Here is a 17,764-nt window from a genome sequence, read left to right on the forward strand (position 1 = left end):
TACGAACCTGCAATTGGAACTGTTCCTGCTGAAACAAATGAAAATAGTTGGCGATTAAATCAAGGAAAATGGAGAAAAGTCTGGAAAAATAATGATAAATCTATGAAGAAATATAGAAATAAATATAATCAGCTAGCAATTGAATTAACATTAACGAATTAAAATACTGTGGGCAACACCGTGTATAATTAATTGCTTGTTTTAAGCCTACTTACGAATCCCGAAGCGTCGGGACTCGCGGACTTTCTATTCGGTTTTTTTTGCTAACTTCAGTGCTTAAACACGTAACTAACCATATACAATCACGTTGTATTCAATTTAAAAAATGCAGGACAATTTTAAATTAATTACTGAAGGAGTATTAATAATTGCATCTTCAAATTCCTTAAAGCGGAAGTATAAGAATGAAGAATTTAATTACGATTTTCCAGATGGTATTAGTCAATTGATTTTCGATAATTCAATCATCGCGATAACAAATTCTGGCGGAGATAGTTTATTGGTGGAATTCTCAATGGAAAAAGAGGTTGACATTGCTGAATTCGATAAGGTCATTGAGCAATCCATAGAATTATCCGAAAATGACGAGCTATTAATCCTTTCGCATGCAGAATTTACTATGATTTGCCGTAAGGATGGAGATTTCAGAAATGATAAATGTTGGCCAATAAAATTTTCAAAATCACTTGAAAACGGAAAATATCTTGTACAGATTGCTGTAATGGATGTTGAAGAAGAATTTGAAAAATATAACGCATATTTTAAAGTGGATATTAATTTGAAAAAGATTTCGGAAGAATTAACTACAAATTTCGTCTGTGAATTGTGCGAGTAAAAACTGAATACAACAAAACCTATAAACAATACGGGCTTAGGTTTTAAACGCTAAGGTCTGCGTATATTTATAAAGTCCGCCAAATCTTTTGATTTGGCTTTTAAAATGAAAGATTAAAACAAAATAAATCCCGAAGCGTCGGGATGACTTAGTAACAATCCAAAATGTAGTGCTTATCATCTGCCCTACGTGTTTTATACTAAACCTTGCCAACAATATGGAAAAACGAACCTCTACATACATTTTAGTTATATTTATCATGTCATTTGTGTGTTGTAAAAGTCAAGAAAACAAACAATCTGAATTAATTAAAATACCAAATTCGTTTAAAATTCTTGGCGAAACAGAAGGCGATTTAGACAAAGACGGAATATCTGAAAAAATTGTAGTTTACGATACAGAAAAGAAAACTTATTTAGATAGAGGCACTGAAAGACAAATATTCATTTACAAAAAGAAGAATGATAAATGGGAAATTTGGAAAAAATCTATCGGAGCAATATTACCAAGTGAACAGGGAATGATGATGGGAGAACCATTTAGAGGAATCTCAGTTGTAAAAAACTGTATTGTAATTAATCATTTTGGTGGAAACCGTAAAACATTCAATTATACGCATACGTTTAAATATCAAAATGCTGATTTTCATTTAATTAGAGCAACAGTATATATGGAATCACAATGTGATAATTACTCTAATCTTGATTATAATCTTTCAAATGGCAAGGTTAATTATAAAAAAGTAATAACAGATTGTGAAAAAGCAAGTTCAAAAATAGAGAAAGAAAAAATGATTAGAAAACTGGAATTTTTACCTACTATGAATGGTTTTTATCCTGGAAATACTAAAATGAAATTTCCGAAATCTGAAACGACAATCTATTATTAAAAAAAATACTGTTGGCAATACCATATATAATTTATTGCCAGTGCAAGCCTACTTACAAATCCCGTAGCGTCGGGATGGCTAAGTGCAAACTTGAGAGGTTATTACTTTTTACTGACTTACTTGCTATATATTTAACGTTACCAACAAGCTAAAACTGCATAGACAAAATTGAAAAATATGAAAATAACAAGAATATTTATTTATTCAATAATATTAATTTTAATTAGCAGTTGTGCAACTAGTAAAGCCGTAAAATACTTTAAAGAAGGTAAAACAAAACAAGGAGCCTTTAAAGTAACTTTACCTTTCGAAGTTAAAAATGGATGGATAATTATCCCTGTAGAAATAAACAATAAAAATTATAATTTTCTTTTAGATACAGGAACACCAACACTTGTCTCAAAAGAACTTGCTCAAAGTTTAAATTTAAAAGTTATTGACTCTGTTAATGTTTCTGATGTTTTTAATAAAAAACAAACTAATAAATATACCAGAATAGAAACTATTCAAATTGGAAAAATAGATTTTATTGAAACAGTAGCCTTAATAAATGATTTTAATTCAGTACCAATTTGGTCTTCTCTCAATATTGACGGATTTATTGGTTCTAGTTTAATGCAACACGCTGTTTGGGATATTGATTTTAATAATAAACAAATTACTATAACTGATAATGAATCGAAATTAAGCTTACCTGAAAAGATAATTGAAAATAAGCTATTTATTGGTTACGCAGGAATACCTTCTATTGCCTGTAAGATAAATGGCGAAAAAGTTTGGAATTTTGATGTTGATTTTGGCTATAATGGAGGTCTAGTTATACCTTTTTCCGAATTTAAAAAGCAAAAAGAAAATGGTAAAATTACAGATTTTACAAAATCTAAAACAACTGGTGCTATTGGAATTTATGGAAAACAAGATAATGAGAGAATATCTTACTCAGGAATTATTAATGAATTGGAATTCGGAAATACTATTTTAAAAAATCAAAAAGTATATTCGGAGCAATATTTGGGTCGTAGATTTGGTTCAGATTTTTTTAAAAATTATAGAGTTATTCTAAATTGGAAGAGTAAAAAAATAAAGTTAATCGAAAAATCGAACTCGAAATAAAAAGTCTACGCGCAACACCCTAAAAAATCAATTGCGAGTAATCACATACTTACGAATCTCAATGCATCCCAATTCTACTCAGTTTTATTTACTAAATTAGTCCCATAAACCTCAAAAAAAACAATGGTAAAATATTTAGTCTCCTTTGAAAACTTTATGTCTAATGAAAAAAAGATAGAGAAAATAGTTTCTTCGCCAGAAGAGGTACTAGAAGAATACAAAAGTATAAATTGGTTTAAATTACTAACCAAAGCTACACCAGAAAACCAAAACGATTCTGATATAGTTGATGACAATTCTTGGAATTTTTCGGTTACATTTAAAAATCATAAAAAAGAAGATATTCTTCATATTCACCCACACCTTTACCCAAGTACGCGTGTGCAACCAGATGAAATTAAACTAGTTGTAGAATTTAGGGCGTGTAAAGTAGTACCTACTTCAAAATTTAGTCAGTTTTTTGGTGGATCTAAAGAAAAAGCTGTTGAGGAAAACAAAACCGCTGCTATAGGTGTTTTACAAGCAGATGCGCTAACTCATCTAACTAATTTTTTAGATAACAACCATATAGATCTTCATAAGTTTAACAGTCCTTCTTTACATACAATTATTGAAGAAAGCGGTAAAGTATATTAATTTAGAATTCATACAAATGACGTTGCCAGAGCTGTAGTATATTTAGCATCTGAGTATGATGGTTTTATAACTGGTGCAACACTAGACATAAACGGTGGCGTATACAATATGTAACACACCAATAACATAATTTTATAGTAGTTTAAAAAATCTAGGGGAGCTTGCTTCTCTAGATTTTTTTTGTGTTTATAATGCCATTTATACTAAAATAATACCCAATTACACATTTCCGTAATTGTGATATAAAAAATAGTTTTACATTGTAGGAAAATTAGTAACCAAACTGCAATATGTGCGTTTACTGACTAGTTGTAAAACATTTTAACCAAAATCTATGAAATCAATTATTGTTGCAATAATATTTATTCTATTAGGTGCTCTAATTAAATATGGAAAAATGTATTTCCTGATTGCTGGATACAATACAATGTCAGAAAAAGAGAAAAACAAATATAATGTGGACGGATTAGCAACCGTAATGTGGAACGGTATGTTAGGAATGGCTGTACTATTAGTAATAGGTTATTTTGCGGCAAAGTTGTTGGACAATCCTCAGATTGAGACTTATGTAATGTTTGGTGCTTTAATAATTGGAATACCCTACATTTTGATAAAGTCCAATTCTGGTAAATACAAAAACGACAACGTATCAGATTGAAAAAAGAAAAAACGTTTTACAACAAAACCTATAAACAATACGGGCTTAGCTGCTTAAGATATAAACCAGGAATATCGACCAACACCGCCAAATCTATTGGATTTGTCTTTTGAAAACAAAAATAAAAAACAAACAAAAAGTTTTAGCTTAGTCCGAAGTCGGAAACGAAAAGGTTTCCTTTACTCCGCACTAACTATAGCTGAAACGTTGTATGCAATGAAAAAAATCATCTTAATATTATTATCTGGGTTGAGTTATTTGAATATTTTTAGTCAAATTGATTCTATCCCTATTGTAAAAATACCTAATGAACAATATGCAATTTATAAATACGATTCGACTCTTCAACTAGATATTTTGACTTACCAATATAACTTATGGGATATTGATAATGATAAGCACAAAGACGAAATAGAGTTTATAAGTAATGGTGGTGCTCATTCTTATTACCACCTTAGAATTCGGCTTTCTTCTAAAAAGAAATGGATAGAATTCCCAACATTTGAGATTGACCTTCCTTACCCTCACAAAATAAAAAATTTGACAGAATTAGGTGAAATGTATCCTCAATTTGTTGTGTATGATTTTGATGATGATGATTTAAAAGAAATATACTTAAATCTTTACAATCTATCTTCAATACCAACAGGATATGGTTTAACGTCAAAACAAATTTTAATTGATTATGAAGATGATAAACTAAACGTAATAGATTTCAAAAAATAGGAAACACTGCATACAACAAGGGCTATATTTAATAAGCGTTTTGGTGTTTTACTCAAAGTTTAGTGTATTTGCGAAGACCGCCAAATTTTTAAATTTGGCTTTATAAAGAAAAAGATAAAACAAAATAAAAAGTTTTGGCTAAGTGCTTAATCGAAAGTTAATCGCTTTTTAATCCCGTACTAACCATAGCCGCGACGTTGTGCACTATTTAAGAAAAAACACACTTGAAAGAATATTTTGATGAATAAACAGTATTTAATAATTGTAATATTTTCAGTTCTGCTATTAACTTCTTGTGACCCTTACGGAGTAAACAAAGATGAGGATTTTCAAAAAATAAGAAAGCAACTATCTGAAAACCTAAGTGTAAATTCAATTGAAATTGAGGATAATAAAAATTTATTAATTAAAGTAAAAAGTCCTTTTAAAGAAAATAAAGGTTCTTTTGAAAATTTTGCTTCTGTGGCTCAATACATAATCGGAAAAAACTACAAACCGAATACTTTAAGTATGGATAAAAATATCATTATTGAAATGACCGATACTTTGAATAATAATTATAAATCCAAGACTGATTTTAAATCAATATTTTTTCTTGAAAAATTTTTCGATAAAACTTTAAACAACTTAGAACTAATTTTAAATCCTGAGTATAATGGGAAAGAAAATACAATTAATGAATTTCACAAAACAGATTGTTTCAAAAAAATCATAAGTAAAGAAATTAAATCAGCAAATATTGTTGGAATAGAGAAAGATAAAACCGGAAAAGTAAATGTAATTATTATAGCAGAAGGAAACGAAGAACATTATTTAAAAATCAATTATATTGGAACTGAATTAAATATTATAAAATGTTTCAATGATAAATAAAAACAGTGCACAACAAAGAACTGAGGTAAAAAACAAACAAATTCTTCGTTAATTTGAGGCATTATTATAGTAAGCTCATAGACTCTAAAACTGGTTCTTTGAGCTTTTTTTATTGTATTTATTTTATATTTATCTAGGCAGTATAGAAACGTAAGTTTCATCATATGGCCTTCCAGATTTTGCAATAGCAAAAGACTGCTTAAGAATTACTGTTATAAAAACAACTAAAAACTCCTTAATTTTTAGCAAAAGTACTTCTGTCAGAATATCGAAAAATTTGTAATTGGTTCGTTTTTGGTGTAAATTAGCATCAAAAATATATTTCTAATGGCTAGACAGAGCATATCTTTTACAAAACCAAATGACGAGTGGTTAAAGGAACAGGTTGACAATCAGGAATACTCCAGTAAAAGTGAACTTGTAAATGATTTAATTAGACAAGCAAGAAGCCAGCAAGTTCAAATAGACTGGATTAATTCTAAGCTAGATAACGCTGAAAAGAGCGGATTTACAAGTGATTCTAAATCTGAAATACTAAAGCAGTCTAAAGCCACGCTTAATGGCTAAATACAAATTAAGTAATTCTGCAAAAGAAGACCTTATAAGAATTCACCATTACGGTGTTAAAAAATTTGGAATGAGTCAAGCCGACAAATACTTTGATTCATTTTTTAAATATTTTGACATAATTGCGCAAAGACCATATTCATTTGAATCAGTAGATTTTATAAAAAACGGATATAGAAGATGTGTATGTGGGTCAGACAGTATATATTATCGCATAAATAATGATACTGCTGAAATAATGGCAATTGTAGGAAAATAGGATTTAAAAAACATACTATAAACTGTCCGCAAAAAAATACTGTTTCCAACAAAGCCTAAACGTAATACCGTCTTTGGAGTTTAAACGGAAAGGTCTTTGTATATTTATAAAGTCCGCCAAACTAGTAACGTAGTGCTCACCACCTGCCATACGTTCCTTAACTAACCGTTACAAGCCATTAAAAAAGATTGAGGAGACTAAAAAAAATAATTAGTTACATTGGAATTATAGCTCTTTTGCTAATTCTGTTTCGTGGATTTATTTACCGAAAATCTGTCCACTATACGCAAGTAAAAACCAGAAATAATATATCGCTAACTAACAAAACGCTTACGAAATCAATTGACAAAGAACTAAAAAATAAAATACTGAATATTGATGAAATAATTGAGTTAAGTAATCAAATAACAAGTAAAAAACTAAGCTTCACTTTTGGAAAAGCATCGAGTAATCCAAATTTGGTCCATGGCGTAACAAAAGCAAATTGTATAGGTTATTCTGCCCTGTTTAATTCAATCGGAAATTACATAATTGCAAAACAAAAAATGACTGATACCTATGAGTTTGAACATTTGGTTGCGAAATTAGATTTTTTTGGAATAGATGTTCATAAAGCTTTTAACAGCCCATTTTTTAAAGACCACGATTATAACGAAGTAAAATTTAAAAAAACTGGTGAAAGCAAATTTGTTGACCCAAGTTTGAGTGATTATTTAAAAATTAGGTATATTAAGTCTGAATAAAAAATTAGGCTCGTACTAAATTCAAAAAGTTAGCGTCTACTTATACGCTACGGACCATATACAGAGACGTTATAAAATATAAATGAAAAACATAACCCTATTTCTAATTCTTAGCTGCTCAACGCTAGTATTTGCCCAAAAGCCAAAAAATAACCTAGAATTATTAGATTTTAAAGGAAAAGTAAAGTCTGTTAAAGAAGTTTACTTTGTGGCAAAAGATAGTTTTGGAATTGCTGTTAAGAGTGAAAAAGAATATAATAAGTATAGTATTAAAAACTTTAATACGAAAGGATACTTAACCGAAGAAAAAACTTATAAAAGTGGCAATAGACTAAAGAATAAAATTAAAACTACTTTTGATAACCAAGGAAATAAAGCCGAAATAAATCAATATTATGGCAAAAAAGAACAACTACAATTTAGGCAAACTCGAGAGTACAACTCACACAACAAACCAATTGTTTTAAAAAACTATACGGCCTACTCCAACGGTGACATACATTTAGATGCTATAACAAAATACACATATGATAAAAAAAATAGGGTAACAGAAGAAAATGTTTTTCTGCCAAGTGGTACTTTAGAAACAAAGACATTATACAAGTATAATACTCAAAAAAAAATAGTTAAACTACAAAATAGATATGACTCGAATGGAGAACTATCTCTAAGAATTTCTGAATACAAAAACCCTAAAAAGATAGTTATACTATATTATTTAGATGGAGAACCAAGTTCTGACAATATATACTTGTTTAACAGTAAAGAACAAAATATAGAAGAGCAAACATCTAATCTTGATGGAACTGTTAGTACTTCTAACAAATTAACGTATAATACATACGGATATAAATTAACCCAAATAAGCGTAGAAAAAAAATTCGGGACTATTATTAAGGAAGATTACTATAAGTTTTCATACAAATTTGATCGGTATAAAAATTGGACAAAAAAAGTTATATCCAAGAATGAATCTTTTACTCTTATTATAGAAAGAGAAATAGCATATTACTAAACATTTTAGAACACTAAATAAAAAGTCTTAAAACGAATTTTTATTTCAACTATTACCACCAATAATAACCCGTATTGATATATATACAACAAACAATTGTATAAAAAACAGGCTAAGGCTAATAGACCATATGCTAGAAAATTTGAGATATAACTAGTCCTAAGAAAATAAAAAGAATGAATAAACTAAGAGAACTAACTGAAGCTAAAATTGCAATGGGGCGAAAAAAAAATCCCGCATTTATGAAAGGTGTTGATGACATTATCAATGAAGCAAAAGAGTTTCAAAAAGGAAAAAATGCTATTAAAATTGGAGAGGAAGCTCCAAATTTTGAGCTCCCTAATCCTCAAGGAAAATCAATTTCTTTATCTACCTTTTTAGATAAAGGTTCTGTTGTTATCTCATTTTATCGTGGTAGTTGGTGCCCATATTGCAACTTACAACTTAGAGCTTTACAAGACAGGTTAAGCGATATTACTAAATTAGGAGCCACACTAATTGCCATTAGTCCAGAAATACCAGACGGATCAATGACAAAAGATGAAATTAGTAAAATGGATTTTATTGTAGTATCTGATCAAGATGCAAAAGTTGCCTCAAAATATGGTGTTGCTTGGGAAGTTCCAGAATTTTTGATGGAACATATGCGAGTAGACCGTAATCTTGATTTAAAAAAAATAAATAATGGTAATGATAGTATATTACCAATTCCAGCCACTTTTGTATTAGGTAGTGACGGAATAGTAAAATGGAGCTATGTGAATGTTGATTACAGAACACGTTCCGAGCCTGATGAAATTATTGAAGCTTTGAAAAACTTATCTTAGAAACTTATTAGGGTACAAAAAACTGTATCATATAAACGGAGTATAAAAAAATTACGGCTTAGTGCTAAATCAAAGATTTGGCACTTAAAGGAAAAGCAAAATAGTTATATTTAGCTAAAGGTTAAACGGAAATGAAAGTACTTTTTTTATTGCCCTTCGTGTTTTATATTAAACTTTAGGCACAAATGGATTCAAAATGAAAACTTATATAAAAATAACGTTAATTGCACTTCTATTGATTTCTTGTAGCTCTGGAATCGATGTGCAAAAGCGGAATTTAGCAGTTGAAAAATATGATTTAATGAATTATGAGAGTTTGGAAAAGCCAATTCTTATGAGTGTAGATGATTTTTTCGACGGAAACAATGACATCTCTTCAATTGCCCCCAACTTAACTGAGAAACCAAAACTATCAGAATACTATTCAGTCTTTAAAAAAATACTAAAGAATAAAAATGTTGAGGATGTCTTTGTAAATATTAAAGACATAAATATTTATGAAAACGGAAAATTACGCGATTCGGAATGGTTTTTTTCAGATATGATATACATCGTAGGAAAAATATCAAAAAGTGAAGTTGCTGAATTAACTGAGCATTTAAAACCGGACGAGGTAGAATTTGACAAGGGGAGTATAATCCAAAATATAAAACCAAAATATTCGGAATTAAATGTAGTCTACGTTTGGTGGGATTAAATCAACAATTGCTAACACCGTGTAAAATTAATTGCTACTTATGAATCCCGAAGCTAGGGGACTAATGGACTTTATTGGTTGGTAATTATTTACTACATTAGTTGCTTGAAACACGTAACTAACCATACAAACAACGTAACCAACAACCTGAAAACAAAATGGATACAGAAGAATTTGTAAAAGCTTTTCACACAGAAAAAGAATCTCAATTAAAAGATTATTTATCTGATAATCCAGATTCCGCTGTTGGACTCCTAATCAAATCCCTCAATTTAGATAAAAGTCAAACCGCCATAATGCAAAATATTATAAATGGTACTCTTACAGACACTTATTACGGTATTCTTTTAGGTTTAGAAGAGAGTGGTTCTATTGGCGGACTTGTGCAGCAACGTTATGATGTAAAGGACAGTAAAGGAAATCAATTAAATGATGGAGATATAGGTGGATTTGCTTATGAATATTTTCAAGAATCAGAATAAAATAAATACATAAAGCCTACAGTAACGCCGTATAAAATATATTGTTAGTATCAGCTTTCATATTATTAGAATAAATCAACTGTTTATTCTTTAAAACTTATAAATCTCAAAACCAATTACAAATGTCACAATCTGCTTCACAAGCCGCAATATTTTATAGAGATGTAGCTTCTTCTGGCAAAGTATGGACTATAAAAGATAGTGGTGGGTTTCCTGCGCCAAAAAACGGAGACGGCATTAGAGCTATGCCATTTTGGTCTAGTAAATCTAGAGCAGAAATAATTATAAAAACGGTTAAAGCTTATGAGGGTTTTGAGCCCGTAGAGATAGATTTAAATACGTTTTACAATTACTGGTTAAAAGTATTAAAAACCCATAAACAACTAATTGGTTTAAACTGGAGCGGAAAAAAAGCTGTTGGGTATGATATACCTCCGGAAAACTTAATTGATTGGATTGACAAAATTAGAACTTCATAAAAAACAGAAACACTAAGACCGCATCATTCTGGCAATTTCTTCTTTAATTTCAGATAGGTTATCTATTTCTTTTGGTATTGCAACAACGTTACCAACGACCCCAGAAACTTTTATTTGTACCGCATTTTTCTTATCCTGTATTGACTTTATTTTATTGGCATAAAATGTTTTATCATTATGAGCACCAAACCTATTAACACGGCTAAATAAGTGTTTTTGTATAAAATTAAGCTCTTCTTTAAACTCTGCACTTGTACCAATAGTTACAGAAGCACTATCTAGTCTAACATATTTATACTTTGCTAATTTATACAGCAAATCGTTTACTTGTTTTATCATTAATGAAAAAAGCACAACAAATAATAACACTACTAAAGTTAAAGGTATCACCGGAACTTTTTTCTCTCCACTTACTATTAAATAAACAGTAATAGACGCTATTATTACAAGTGTTATTACCGTAGAAATAATAGTATTCTTTTTTGTCTTATCAGCTAATTCTTTAAGCTTTTTGGGATCTGTAATTTTGTACATTTTCATATTTTCTTCTCTTAAGTCTTAGCTAATCTATACTTTTTAACAAGAAAAACAGTATTATTGGTTAAATATTAAAAAACAGGAAGCACAAGTCAGCATATAATTAATTTGTTGTTTTAGGCTACTTAGTTAAGCCAAAACGTTACCCCTTATTTAAGAAAAAGGATATAGATGAATTTTATTTATAAAGGAATATTACATATAAAAAGCTTCAAAATCAAGGTAGGAATAACTACAATTGGTGTGTTTTTAGGTGTGATACTTTATTTTTACTCTCTTTTTTTATTTCGAAGTTTTATCGAGGAAAAAAGTTTCTTCCATCTTTTTAGTTATTCATTATCAGTCTACTTTTCTTATTTTTTCTTTAGATTTTTTAGACTTTTAATGTACAGTGCTACATACGATGTAAAACATATAATTTTACACCAAAACAAACATATTTCCAAATGGATATACACTAAAGATGAATCTTCTAATTTTAGAAAGGATTATAATAATTCATTAAAGAAAGACATTATAAAAATCTTAAAATATTTAGGCGTATTTATTTTATTTATGTCCATTATATTTTTTGCTGCAGGTGCACATAGCCTTGATGCGATGTTTGATTTAATTTTTGGTCTAATTACTTTTTCTCTTATTATAGTATTAGCAATCAGAGATTTTAATAGTTTTAGACAAGCACTAAAAGCAGAAAATATTGTCGTAATTTTTTCTAAAGATGGTATTGTTGTTTCAGATTCATTTACGTGTCCTTTTCATATAAAACTTAAAAAATTAACTGAGATAGACTATGATAAAGCAACAAATAAAATTGTGTTTACGTCTAGTGAGTTGTTACGTGACCAAGATGGTCCAGATAGTGTTTACAACATAATACATACATTTCCTGTACCAACAAGATATGCAGAAGAAGCTGAAAAACTTCTAAAGGAAATAAAAACATACCGTTCTTTTTAATTTTAACTTTAACCTAAAAACCAAAACCTATGAAAAAAATAGTCTTTATACTTATTACATTTTCGCTAGTTTCTTGTATTGGAGATTATGAGGTTACTACTGCTTATTTAGATGGTAAAATCTTTGAAGACAAAGGCTACGCAGAAGACCAAATGTCTCCTGCAGATGCAAAAGCAAACCCAGAATTTGCAAAAGAAATACTAACAACTCTTGCTACTATTACTTTTGTAGACCAAACAAATATTACGGCAACATACTGGAACTACTCGCAAGAAACAATAACCAACAAGGGCACCTATTTTATACAAGATAATAAAATTGTAGTCCGTTTTAATGACATAAATTCCATATTTGGTAGAACTTTTGAGTTAAAAGATGCCGAACATCTTACATCTGACGGTCAGCTTAACGCATACCAATTAAAAAAATAAAAGCCAAGCACACGCGCATAAATAAAACCGTACAAACACAAAAAAGAAACAGAAGAACTAGATGTATCTGCATCTGAAATTGTCTTTTTAAAAAAGTATTTAAAGAGAGCCAAACGTAATATAATACTTTCGGTTGCCGCATTTTTTATCATCTACACAGGTCTATTTTGCTCTTCCAGACAAAAATGAGATTAGTATATACAACACATACGGTTTATTTAATGTGCTTTTGGGCTTATTTGTTGTTACCGGTATTATTGCTTTTATAGCGTTTAAAACCATAAAAATTAGCAAACTAAAAAAAGATGTACTAGAACAAAAGAAATTAAGGCAATATGGTATTGTTAGCCGAGCAGCTTATCATAAAGGTAATTACTATCTAAAGCTTGAAGCGGGTAATCCCCGCACTTTAACATCTAAGACGCAAAATTTTTATCATTTAAGTAAAGGAAACACAATTAATTTATTGGTTCAATGCTATTTACAAAACTACACTGATTTTCTATTCAGTTTTTATTTATTAAATTAGACGCTTAACCACCAACTATTCTTGTAGAAAACCGTTGCATTAATTTAACCAAAATGAAAAGCAGAATATTTTTAGCTCTCTTTTTAAGTGGCTTATTTACAAATATTTACTCACAAGATAAAGATTGTAGTTGCAAAACTGACTTCACATTTTTAGACAGTAAAATAAGAAAAACACCTGCCTACAAAGTAAATAAGGAAGCATACAACACTTCGTATTCAAAAATTGTAAAAGAAGTAAACACTATAAATTCAGTTTTTGATTGTTATGCTTTACTAAATAAATTATTAATTTCCTTAAACGACAATCACAGTAAAATTTATGGTCTGGATTTAGGAGCTACAGAGAAAGTAAAAGCAAGTCCTGATGAGCTAGATAATTTTAAAAAATCTCCCCTTTTTAATGCGTACCCCATACCAAATATTGATTTAGATAGTTTAAAATCGGTCTTGAAATCGAAGACTAAAATGGATATAGAAGGTGTCTACACAAGAAAAAATTTTATGACTATTGGTGTGTATAAAAGTGAAGACAAGGAAAGTTATAAGGCCATTATTCTAGAATCTGAGTCTGATGTTTGGCAAGTAGGTGAAATTATGTATGTTCTAATTCCGTTTGCTAATGATTATCTATTAAGCATAGGAGGTAGCACAACATCTAAAAGGTTAATTGCTTACACAGAAAGAATAGAAAATGGTTTCTTTTATTTTATGGGCTTTCAGAAAGATATTTCTGAAACAAATTATGCTGCAAAAATGCCCTCTGGTGATACCTATTACCGTGAGGAGTTTTCTGATGAAATTACATACCTAAGAATAGGAAGCTTTAACTCTTGGTACCCTACTCTATCTGATGCCGAAAATTTTTATAAAACCTTAGAAGGGAATTTAAACAAGAGTAACTTAATTGTTGATCTAAGAAATAATGGCGGCGGTGGTGACCGAAACTCTGATATTATATACAAGCTACTAAAAGACTATGCTAAAAAAAATAAGATTTATGTTTTAATTAATCATAGAACTGTAAGCAACGCAGAACAATTTGCAAATAGACTAAGCAAATTAGAGAACTGCAAACTTTTTGGCATAAGAACAAATGGTACTCTCGCCTATGAAATAAAGGCGGAAAGTTACACGCTACCTTGCGGTAATTTTATAGCTGTACTTTCCTCTAAAAAGAACTCGAACTACCTAGCATTTGAGTCTAAAGGAATAGAGCCAGCGGTTACATACCAAATAAATACAGATTGGATAGAGAAATTAAAAAACCATATTAAGAATAACAACTAAGCCCTAAAATGGGTATAAATAATTACTAAATTGGGTATGTAAGCACTCCCCTATTCTTGTACAAATAGGGGCTACGAAATTTAAAAAAATCCAATTTATGTTTTCAATAAAACAATTATCAATTTTACTTGTTATAATAGCGATACCAAATACTACTTTTTCACAATACAAACAAAACACCTATAGTATTGATAGCGATGGAGAGCATTAAAAGATAGCAAGGAAATAATGTCTGCGCAAAACACGCTGCTTAATTAAACAACAAATACTAAATGGGTTTTTACATCATTTCTGGTCTCTTTATTCTTCTACTCTACTATATGTTAAATTTTATAGCAGAGCACCTAGTTCGTAAAGAATACCAAGATGCAGAAAATAGAATTTCAGGCACTAAGACTTACAAAACCATTTCTAGGCGTAATGAATTGTTTGAATATGAATTTCCTTTTAACCCAAACATAAAGAAGCTCTACTTGCGTCTTATAGCAAAAGTAATTGACTATGGTTTGTATTATGCACTATCTGTAGGTTTTAAAATCTGTTTCCCTAGTCTCGTATTTTCACCATTTTTTACCGCTTTTCTTGCTTTGTTTTTACTAAGTCCCCTTTTAGAATCTTTTACAGGAAAAACAGCTGGTAAATTTGTTCTTGGTCTAGAGGTAATAGATGATATAGGTAACAAACCTTCTTTAACTATATCTTATTTAAAAAACATACTTCAGTTAGGAATTATTATTGTTTATGCGGCATCTTACGCCACATTTTGGGAAGATGAACTGTTTTTTCATAACAAAAAGACATTTACATATACCATTAAATCGAAGCAAAAAAAAGAAATTCTAGACACCGTAAAAAACTTTGCTAAACAACAGCATACTTAAGACATGCTTTATATACAAATCTGCACAGCACACTATGAGCACTTCTTTTATATCAAATATATATTCAACTAGCACGAATATAGGTTTACCAATTAAAACCCTTAAAATTACTCCTATGTTTGTGTTATTAGGTAGCAATTGGTTTAAAAAAGTGACCTAATTAGACATCAACTATAATTTAATAAACAACTAAAAAACTAAAAATGAAAGCATTAAATATTGTTAAATACGTTTTAGCATTTATAGGAACAGCTATGTTAGTAGGAACTTTTTTTCTTTATAAAAGCACTAGCGATTTTATAGAAAAATCTGTAGAAACCCAAGGTACTGTTGTAGAATTATTAGAATCGCGTTCTAATAGCTCGTCAGATAAGTCTATAACGTACAAACCATTAGTGGCGTTTACAGATGCTAAAGGAACAGAGGTAGAGTTTGCATCATCTACAAGTAGTAACCCACCAAGTTATAGTGTTAATGAAAAGGTAGATGTTATTTACAATCCAGAATCACCAAATAAAGCTAAAATAAAAGGTTTTTTCTCTCTTTGGGGAGGCGCTATGATATTAGGAATCTTAGGTCTTATTGTTTTCTTAATTGGTTTTGGTCTAATTGTATCTGGTGTTAAGAAAAAAAATATGTTAAAACACTTAAAAACTCACGGAACAAGGATAGAGTCAGATTTTCAGAATGTAACTCTAAACACTACTCTTGCTGTTAATGGGCAAAATCCTTTTGTAGTTGTGTCTCAATGGCAAAACCCAGCAACTTCTGAGCTACATATTTTTACAAGTGATAATATTTGGTTTGATCCTACTGACTTTATTAAAACAGATAAAATAAATGTTTTAATAGACAAAAAAGATCCTAAAAAATATGCCGTAGACTTATCTTTTTTACCAAAAGTAGCTGGATAGAAAACATAAGGCGTCAGCTTATAAAACCTAGCGTATTAACATAATTAGTTTTAGAAATGAAGCACGTAAAAGACATAGATTGGAGCCTACTTTGGAGCATCACTAAAGATATTATTCTTCCACACACAGGAACACTAATACTTAATAGTATCTTGTTTTTAATAATTGGCCTTTTCTTATCTATTATATATGCTGTTATTTTACATAAAAAAGGAATACTCAAAAGAAAACCTAAATATTACAATTGGTTGGTAAAACTTTACATACCAATTATAATAGGTTTATTTATGTACATTTTTGGCCAAATTGGTTTGTTAAGAGGCGTTTATAAAGTTATAGATAGCGAAAAAGCAATTGTAGTTAACGGCTTATATGATGTAGGTGTAGACTATACTTTTGACTCTGAAGAAAGTAAAAATGATTTTATAAAAAGACTGCAAAAAGCTGCAAAAGAGGCCAGAACTGGGTCTAATTATTTATCTGATATTTTAAAAATATCTGCGGTAAATTACAATACTGGAAACTCTGTTATTGACGCAGGTAAAAACAAACTTTCCCTGTATTTAATTGATGAATACGGAGATGAAATTTATACAACAGGTATGTACGCTATGCTTAATGTTGCTGGTGCCAAAGCGCAGATTAACATTAATGAAGCCTTGCCCTATAGTGAGTTTAGTGCTGCTATGGAGATTTTGTTAGAGGTAGGCTATACTGATATTGAAATTGCTGTAAAAGCCAAGCTAACCAATTGGTTTTCTGCAATGCTAGAGTCGCAATACAAGTCTATGGTAAAATCTTTGTGTGTTTTATTACTCATTATTATGGCTTTTCCGCTGCTAGAATTTTTTATATATACCAGATATATGAAAGCAAAAAACAAAGACATAAAAGCTTAAGACGATACTAATAATAAGCAAAATCATTAAAACTACTTACAACAAAAGAAGTAATTATTATGAAAAAAATAACAATACTACTGCTACTTACTAGCTTATTTGGCTATGCCCAAATAGACTATAAAGGACTTATAAAAAACATAGAAGACATTACATTAGAGACTGATATAAACACTTATTTTAAAGGCGTTCCGTTTACTACAGAATACGGGGATATTAAATGTGATGACGAGCGTTTTTTACGCTTTTATGGGGTTCTTGTAGATAGAGTAAAAATAAGTAATACATATAAAGGTAAAAGTATTACTATGAATTTTTTTGACGAAAAATCTGATTACAACAACATTAAAACTAAACTAATAGCATTGTATGGTGAGCCAGAAGTTAACGAAGGTAGTAGCTCTATTTATTACGAATGGAAAACGGATAATAAAAGCCTAATGCTAAGAATTAATACAGAAGATGGCTTATTTACCGAATTTAATGAACTGGTCGTGACATTATTCCAATAAAACAAAAAATTAT

24 protein-coding genes are annotated in these 17,764 nt (G+C 29.7%); 23 read left to right on the forward strand and 1 reads right to left on the reverse strand.

The genetic code is table 11. The features are described from left to right. Positions 1-325: 325 nt before the first annotated feature. The 15 genes from M4I21_RS12290 to M4I21_RS12365 all read left to right on the forward strand — a co-directional run bounded on the left by M4I21_RS12290 (position 326) and on the right by M4I21_RS12365 (position 10,799). Positions 326-835: a hypothetical protein gene (locus M4I21_RS12290; RefSeq protein ID WP_249559474.1), complete on the forward strand. Its 510-nt coding sequence runs from the start codon at positions 326-328 to the stop codon at positions 833-835. A gap of 217 nt (positions 836-1,052) precedes the next feature. Continuing rightward, a complete protein-coding gene (locus M4I21_RS12295) occupies positions 1,053-1,724 on the forward strand; it encodes a hypothetical protein (RefSeq protein WP_249559475.1) in 672 nt (223 codons plus the stop codon). Between the two features lie 177 nt (positions 1,725-1,901). After that, positions 1,902-2,837: a retropepsin-like aspartic protease gene (locus M4I21_RS12300; protein WP_249559476.1), complete on the forward strand. Its 936-nt coding sequence runs from the start codon at positions 1,902-1,904 to the stop codon at positions 2,835-2,837. A gap of 123 nt (positions 2,838-2,960) precedes the next feature. Further along, positions 2,961-3,473 carry a hypothetical protein gene (locus M4I21_RS12305; protein ID WP_249559477.1) on the forward strand — a complete coding sequence of 171 codons (513 nt, stop codon included), beginning with the start codon at positions 2,961-2,963 and terminating at the stop codon, positions 3,471-3,473. Positions 3,474-3,807: 334 nt separating this feature from the next. Further along, positions 3,808-4,131, forward strand: coding sequence for a DUF3784 domain-containing protein (locus M4I21_RS12315; RefSeq protein ID WP_283771783.1), 324 nt, complete (start codon positions 3,808-3,810; stop codon positions 4,129-4,131). Between the two features lie 357 nt (positions 4,132-4,488). Continuing rightward, on the forward strand, positions 4,489-4,857 hold the full coding sequence (locus M4I21_RS12320; RefSeq protein ID WP_249559479.1) for a hypothetical protein: 369 nt from the start codon (positions 4,489-4,491) through the stop codon (positions 4,855-4,857). Between the two features lie 240 nt (positions 4,858-5,097). Continuing rightward, entirely contained in the window at positions 5,098-5,730 is a 633-nt protein-coding gene (locus M4I21_RS12325; protein WP_249559480.1) for a hypothetical protein, read from the forward strand. Between the two features lie 327 nt (positions 5,731-6,057). Beyond that, positions 6,058-6,297 carry a ribbon-helix-helix domain-containing protein gene (locus tag M4I21_RS12330; RefSeq protein ID WP_249559481.1) on the forward strand — a complete coding sequence of 80 codons (240 nt, stop codon included), beginning with the start codon at positions 6,058-6,060 and terminating at the stop codon, positions 6,295-6,297. After that, positions 6,290-6,556: a type II toxin-antitoxin system RelE/ParE family toxin gene (locus M4I21_RS12335; protein ID WP_249559482.1), complete on the forward strand. Its 267-nt coding sequence runs from the start codon at positions 6,290-6,292 to the stop codon at positions 6,554-6,556. The genes M4I21_RS12330 and M4I21_RS12335 overlap by 8 nt, the downstream gene beginning before the upstream one ends. Before the next feature lie 188 nt (positions 6,557-6,744). Continuing rightward, on the forward strand, positions 6,745-7,299 hold the full coding sequence (locus tag M4I21_RS12340; protein WP_249559483.1) for a hypothetical protein: 555 nt from the start codon (positions 6,745-6,747) through the stop codon (positions 7,297-7,299). An 82-nt stretch (positions 7,300-7,381) separates the two neighbouring features. Then, positions 7,382-8,314, forward strand: a complete 933-nt coding sequence (locus M4I21_RS12345; RefSeq protein WP_249559484.1) for a hypothetical protein — start codon at positions 7,382-7,384, stop codon at positions 8,312-8,314. 176 nt (positions 8,315-8,490) lie between these two features. Then, positions 8,491-9,141 (forward strand): peroxiredoxin-like family protein, encoded by a 651-nt coding sequence (locus M4I21_RS12350; RefSeq protein ID WP_249559485.1) that lies wholly within the window; start codon positions 8,491-8,493, stop codon positions 9,139-9,141. A 196-nt stretch (positions 9,142-9,337) separates the two neighbouring features. After that, positions 9,338-9,838 carry a YfbO family protein gene (locus tag M4I21_RS12355; protein WP_249559486.1) on the forward strand — a complete coding sequence of 167 codons (501 nt, stop codon included), beginning with the start codon at positions 9,338-9,340 and terminating at the stop codon, positions 9,836-9,838. Between the two features lie 158 nt (positions 9,839-9,996). Then, the gene (locus M4I21_RS12360) at positions 9,997-10,320 is read left to right on the forward strand and encodes a hypothetical protein (RefSeq protein ID WP_249559487.1); all 324 of its coding nucleotides are present in this window, start codon (positions 9,997-9,999) and stop codon (positions 10,318-10,320) included. Positions 10,321-10,442: 122 nt separating this feature from the next. Next, complete coding sequence (locus M4I21_RS12365; protein WP_249559488.1) at positions 10,443-10,799, forward strand: DUF2750 domain-containing protein; 357 nt, start codon at positions 10,443-10,445, stop codon at positions 10,797-10,799. Between the two features lie 12 nt (positions 10,800-10,811). Here the strand turns inward: M4I21_RS12365 and M4I21_RS12370 are convergent, their stop codons facing one another. Beyond that, complete coding sequence (locus M4I21_RS12370) at positions 10,812-11,339, reverse strand: hypothetical protein (RefSeq protein WP_249559489.1); 528 nt, start codon at positions 11,337-11,339, stop codon at positions 10,812-10,814. Between the two features lie 381 nt (positions 11,340-11,720). On the opposite strand from M4I21_RS12370, the gene M4I21_RS12375 reads away from it, so the two are divergent. The 8 genes from M4I21_RS12375 (at position 11,721) to M4I21_RS12410 (ending at position 17,751) form a co-directional block, all read left to right on the forward strand. Next, positions 11,721-12,296, forward strand: coding sequence for a hypothetical protein (locus tag M4I21_RS12375; protein WP_249559490.1), 576 nt, complete (start codon positions 11,721-11,723; stop codon positions 12,294-12,296). Positions 12,297-12,325: 29 nt separating this feature from the next. Then, positions 12,326-12,727, forward strand: a complete 402-nt coding sequence (locus M4I21_RS12380) for a hypothetical protein (protein WP_249559491.1) — start codon at positions 12,326-12,328, stop codon at positions 12,725-12,727. Between the two features lie 133 nt (positions 12,728-12,860). Then, positions 12,861-13,256 (forward strand): hypothetical protein, encoded by a 396-nt coding sequence (locus tag M4I21_RS12385; protein ID WP_249559492.1) that lies wholly within the window; start codon positions 12,861-12,863, stop codon positions 13,254-13,256. Positions 13,257-13,309: 53 nt separating this feature from the next. Continuing rightward, positions 13,310-14,545, forward strand: a complete 1,236-nt coding sequence (locus M4I21_RS12390; RefSeq protein WP_249559493.1) for a S41 family peptidase — start codon at positions 13,310-13,312, stop codon at positions 14,543-14,545. A gap of 320 nt (positions 14,546-14,865) precedes the next feature. Beyond that, positions 14,866-15,426: an RDD family protein gene (locus M4I21_RS12395; RefSeq protein ID WP_249559494.1), complete on the forward strand. Its 561-nt coding sequence runs from the start codon at positions 14,866-14,868 to the stop codon at positions 15,424-15,426. A gap of 203 nt (positions 15,427-15,629) precedes the next feature. Continuing rightward, positions 15,630-16,340: a DUF3592 domain-containing protein gene (locus M4I21_RS12400; protein WP_249559495.1), complete on the forward strand. Its 711-nt coding sequence runs from the start codon at positions 15,630-15,632 to the stop codon at positions 16,338-16,340. Positions 16,341-16,396: 56 nt separating this feature from the next. Continuing rightward, positions 16,397-17,239, forward strand: a complete 843-nt coding sequence (locus M4I21_RS12405; protein ID WP_249559496.1) for a hypothetical protein — start codon at positions 16,397-16,399, stop codon at positions 17,237-17,239. 59 nt (positions 17,240-17,298) lie between these two features. Then, positions 17,299-17,751 carry a hypothetical protein gene (locus M4I21_RS12410; RefSeq protein ID WP_249559497.1) on the forward strand — a complete coding sequence of 151 codons (453 nt, stop codon included), beginning with the start codon at positions 17,299-17,301 and terminating at the stop codon, positions 17,749-17,751. Positions 17,752-17,764: the final 13 nt, after the last annotated feature.

This window comes from Cellulophaga sp. 20_2_10 (assembly GCF_023476645.1).
Classification (GTDB): domain Bacteria; phylum Bacteroidota; class Bacteroidia; order Flavobacteriales; family Flavobacteriaceae; genus Cellulophaga.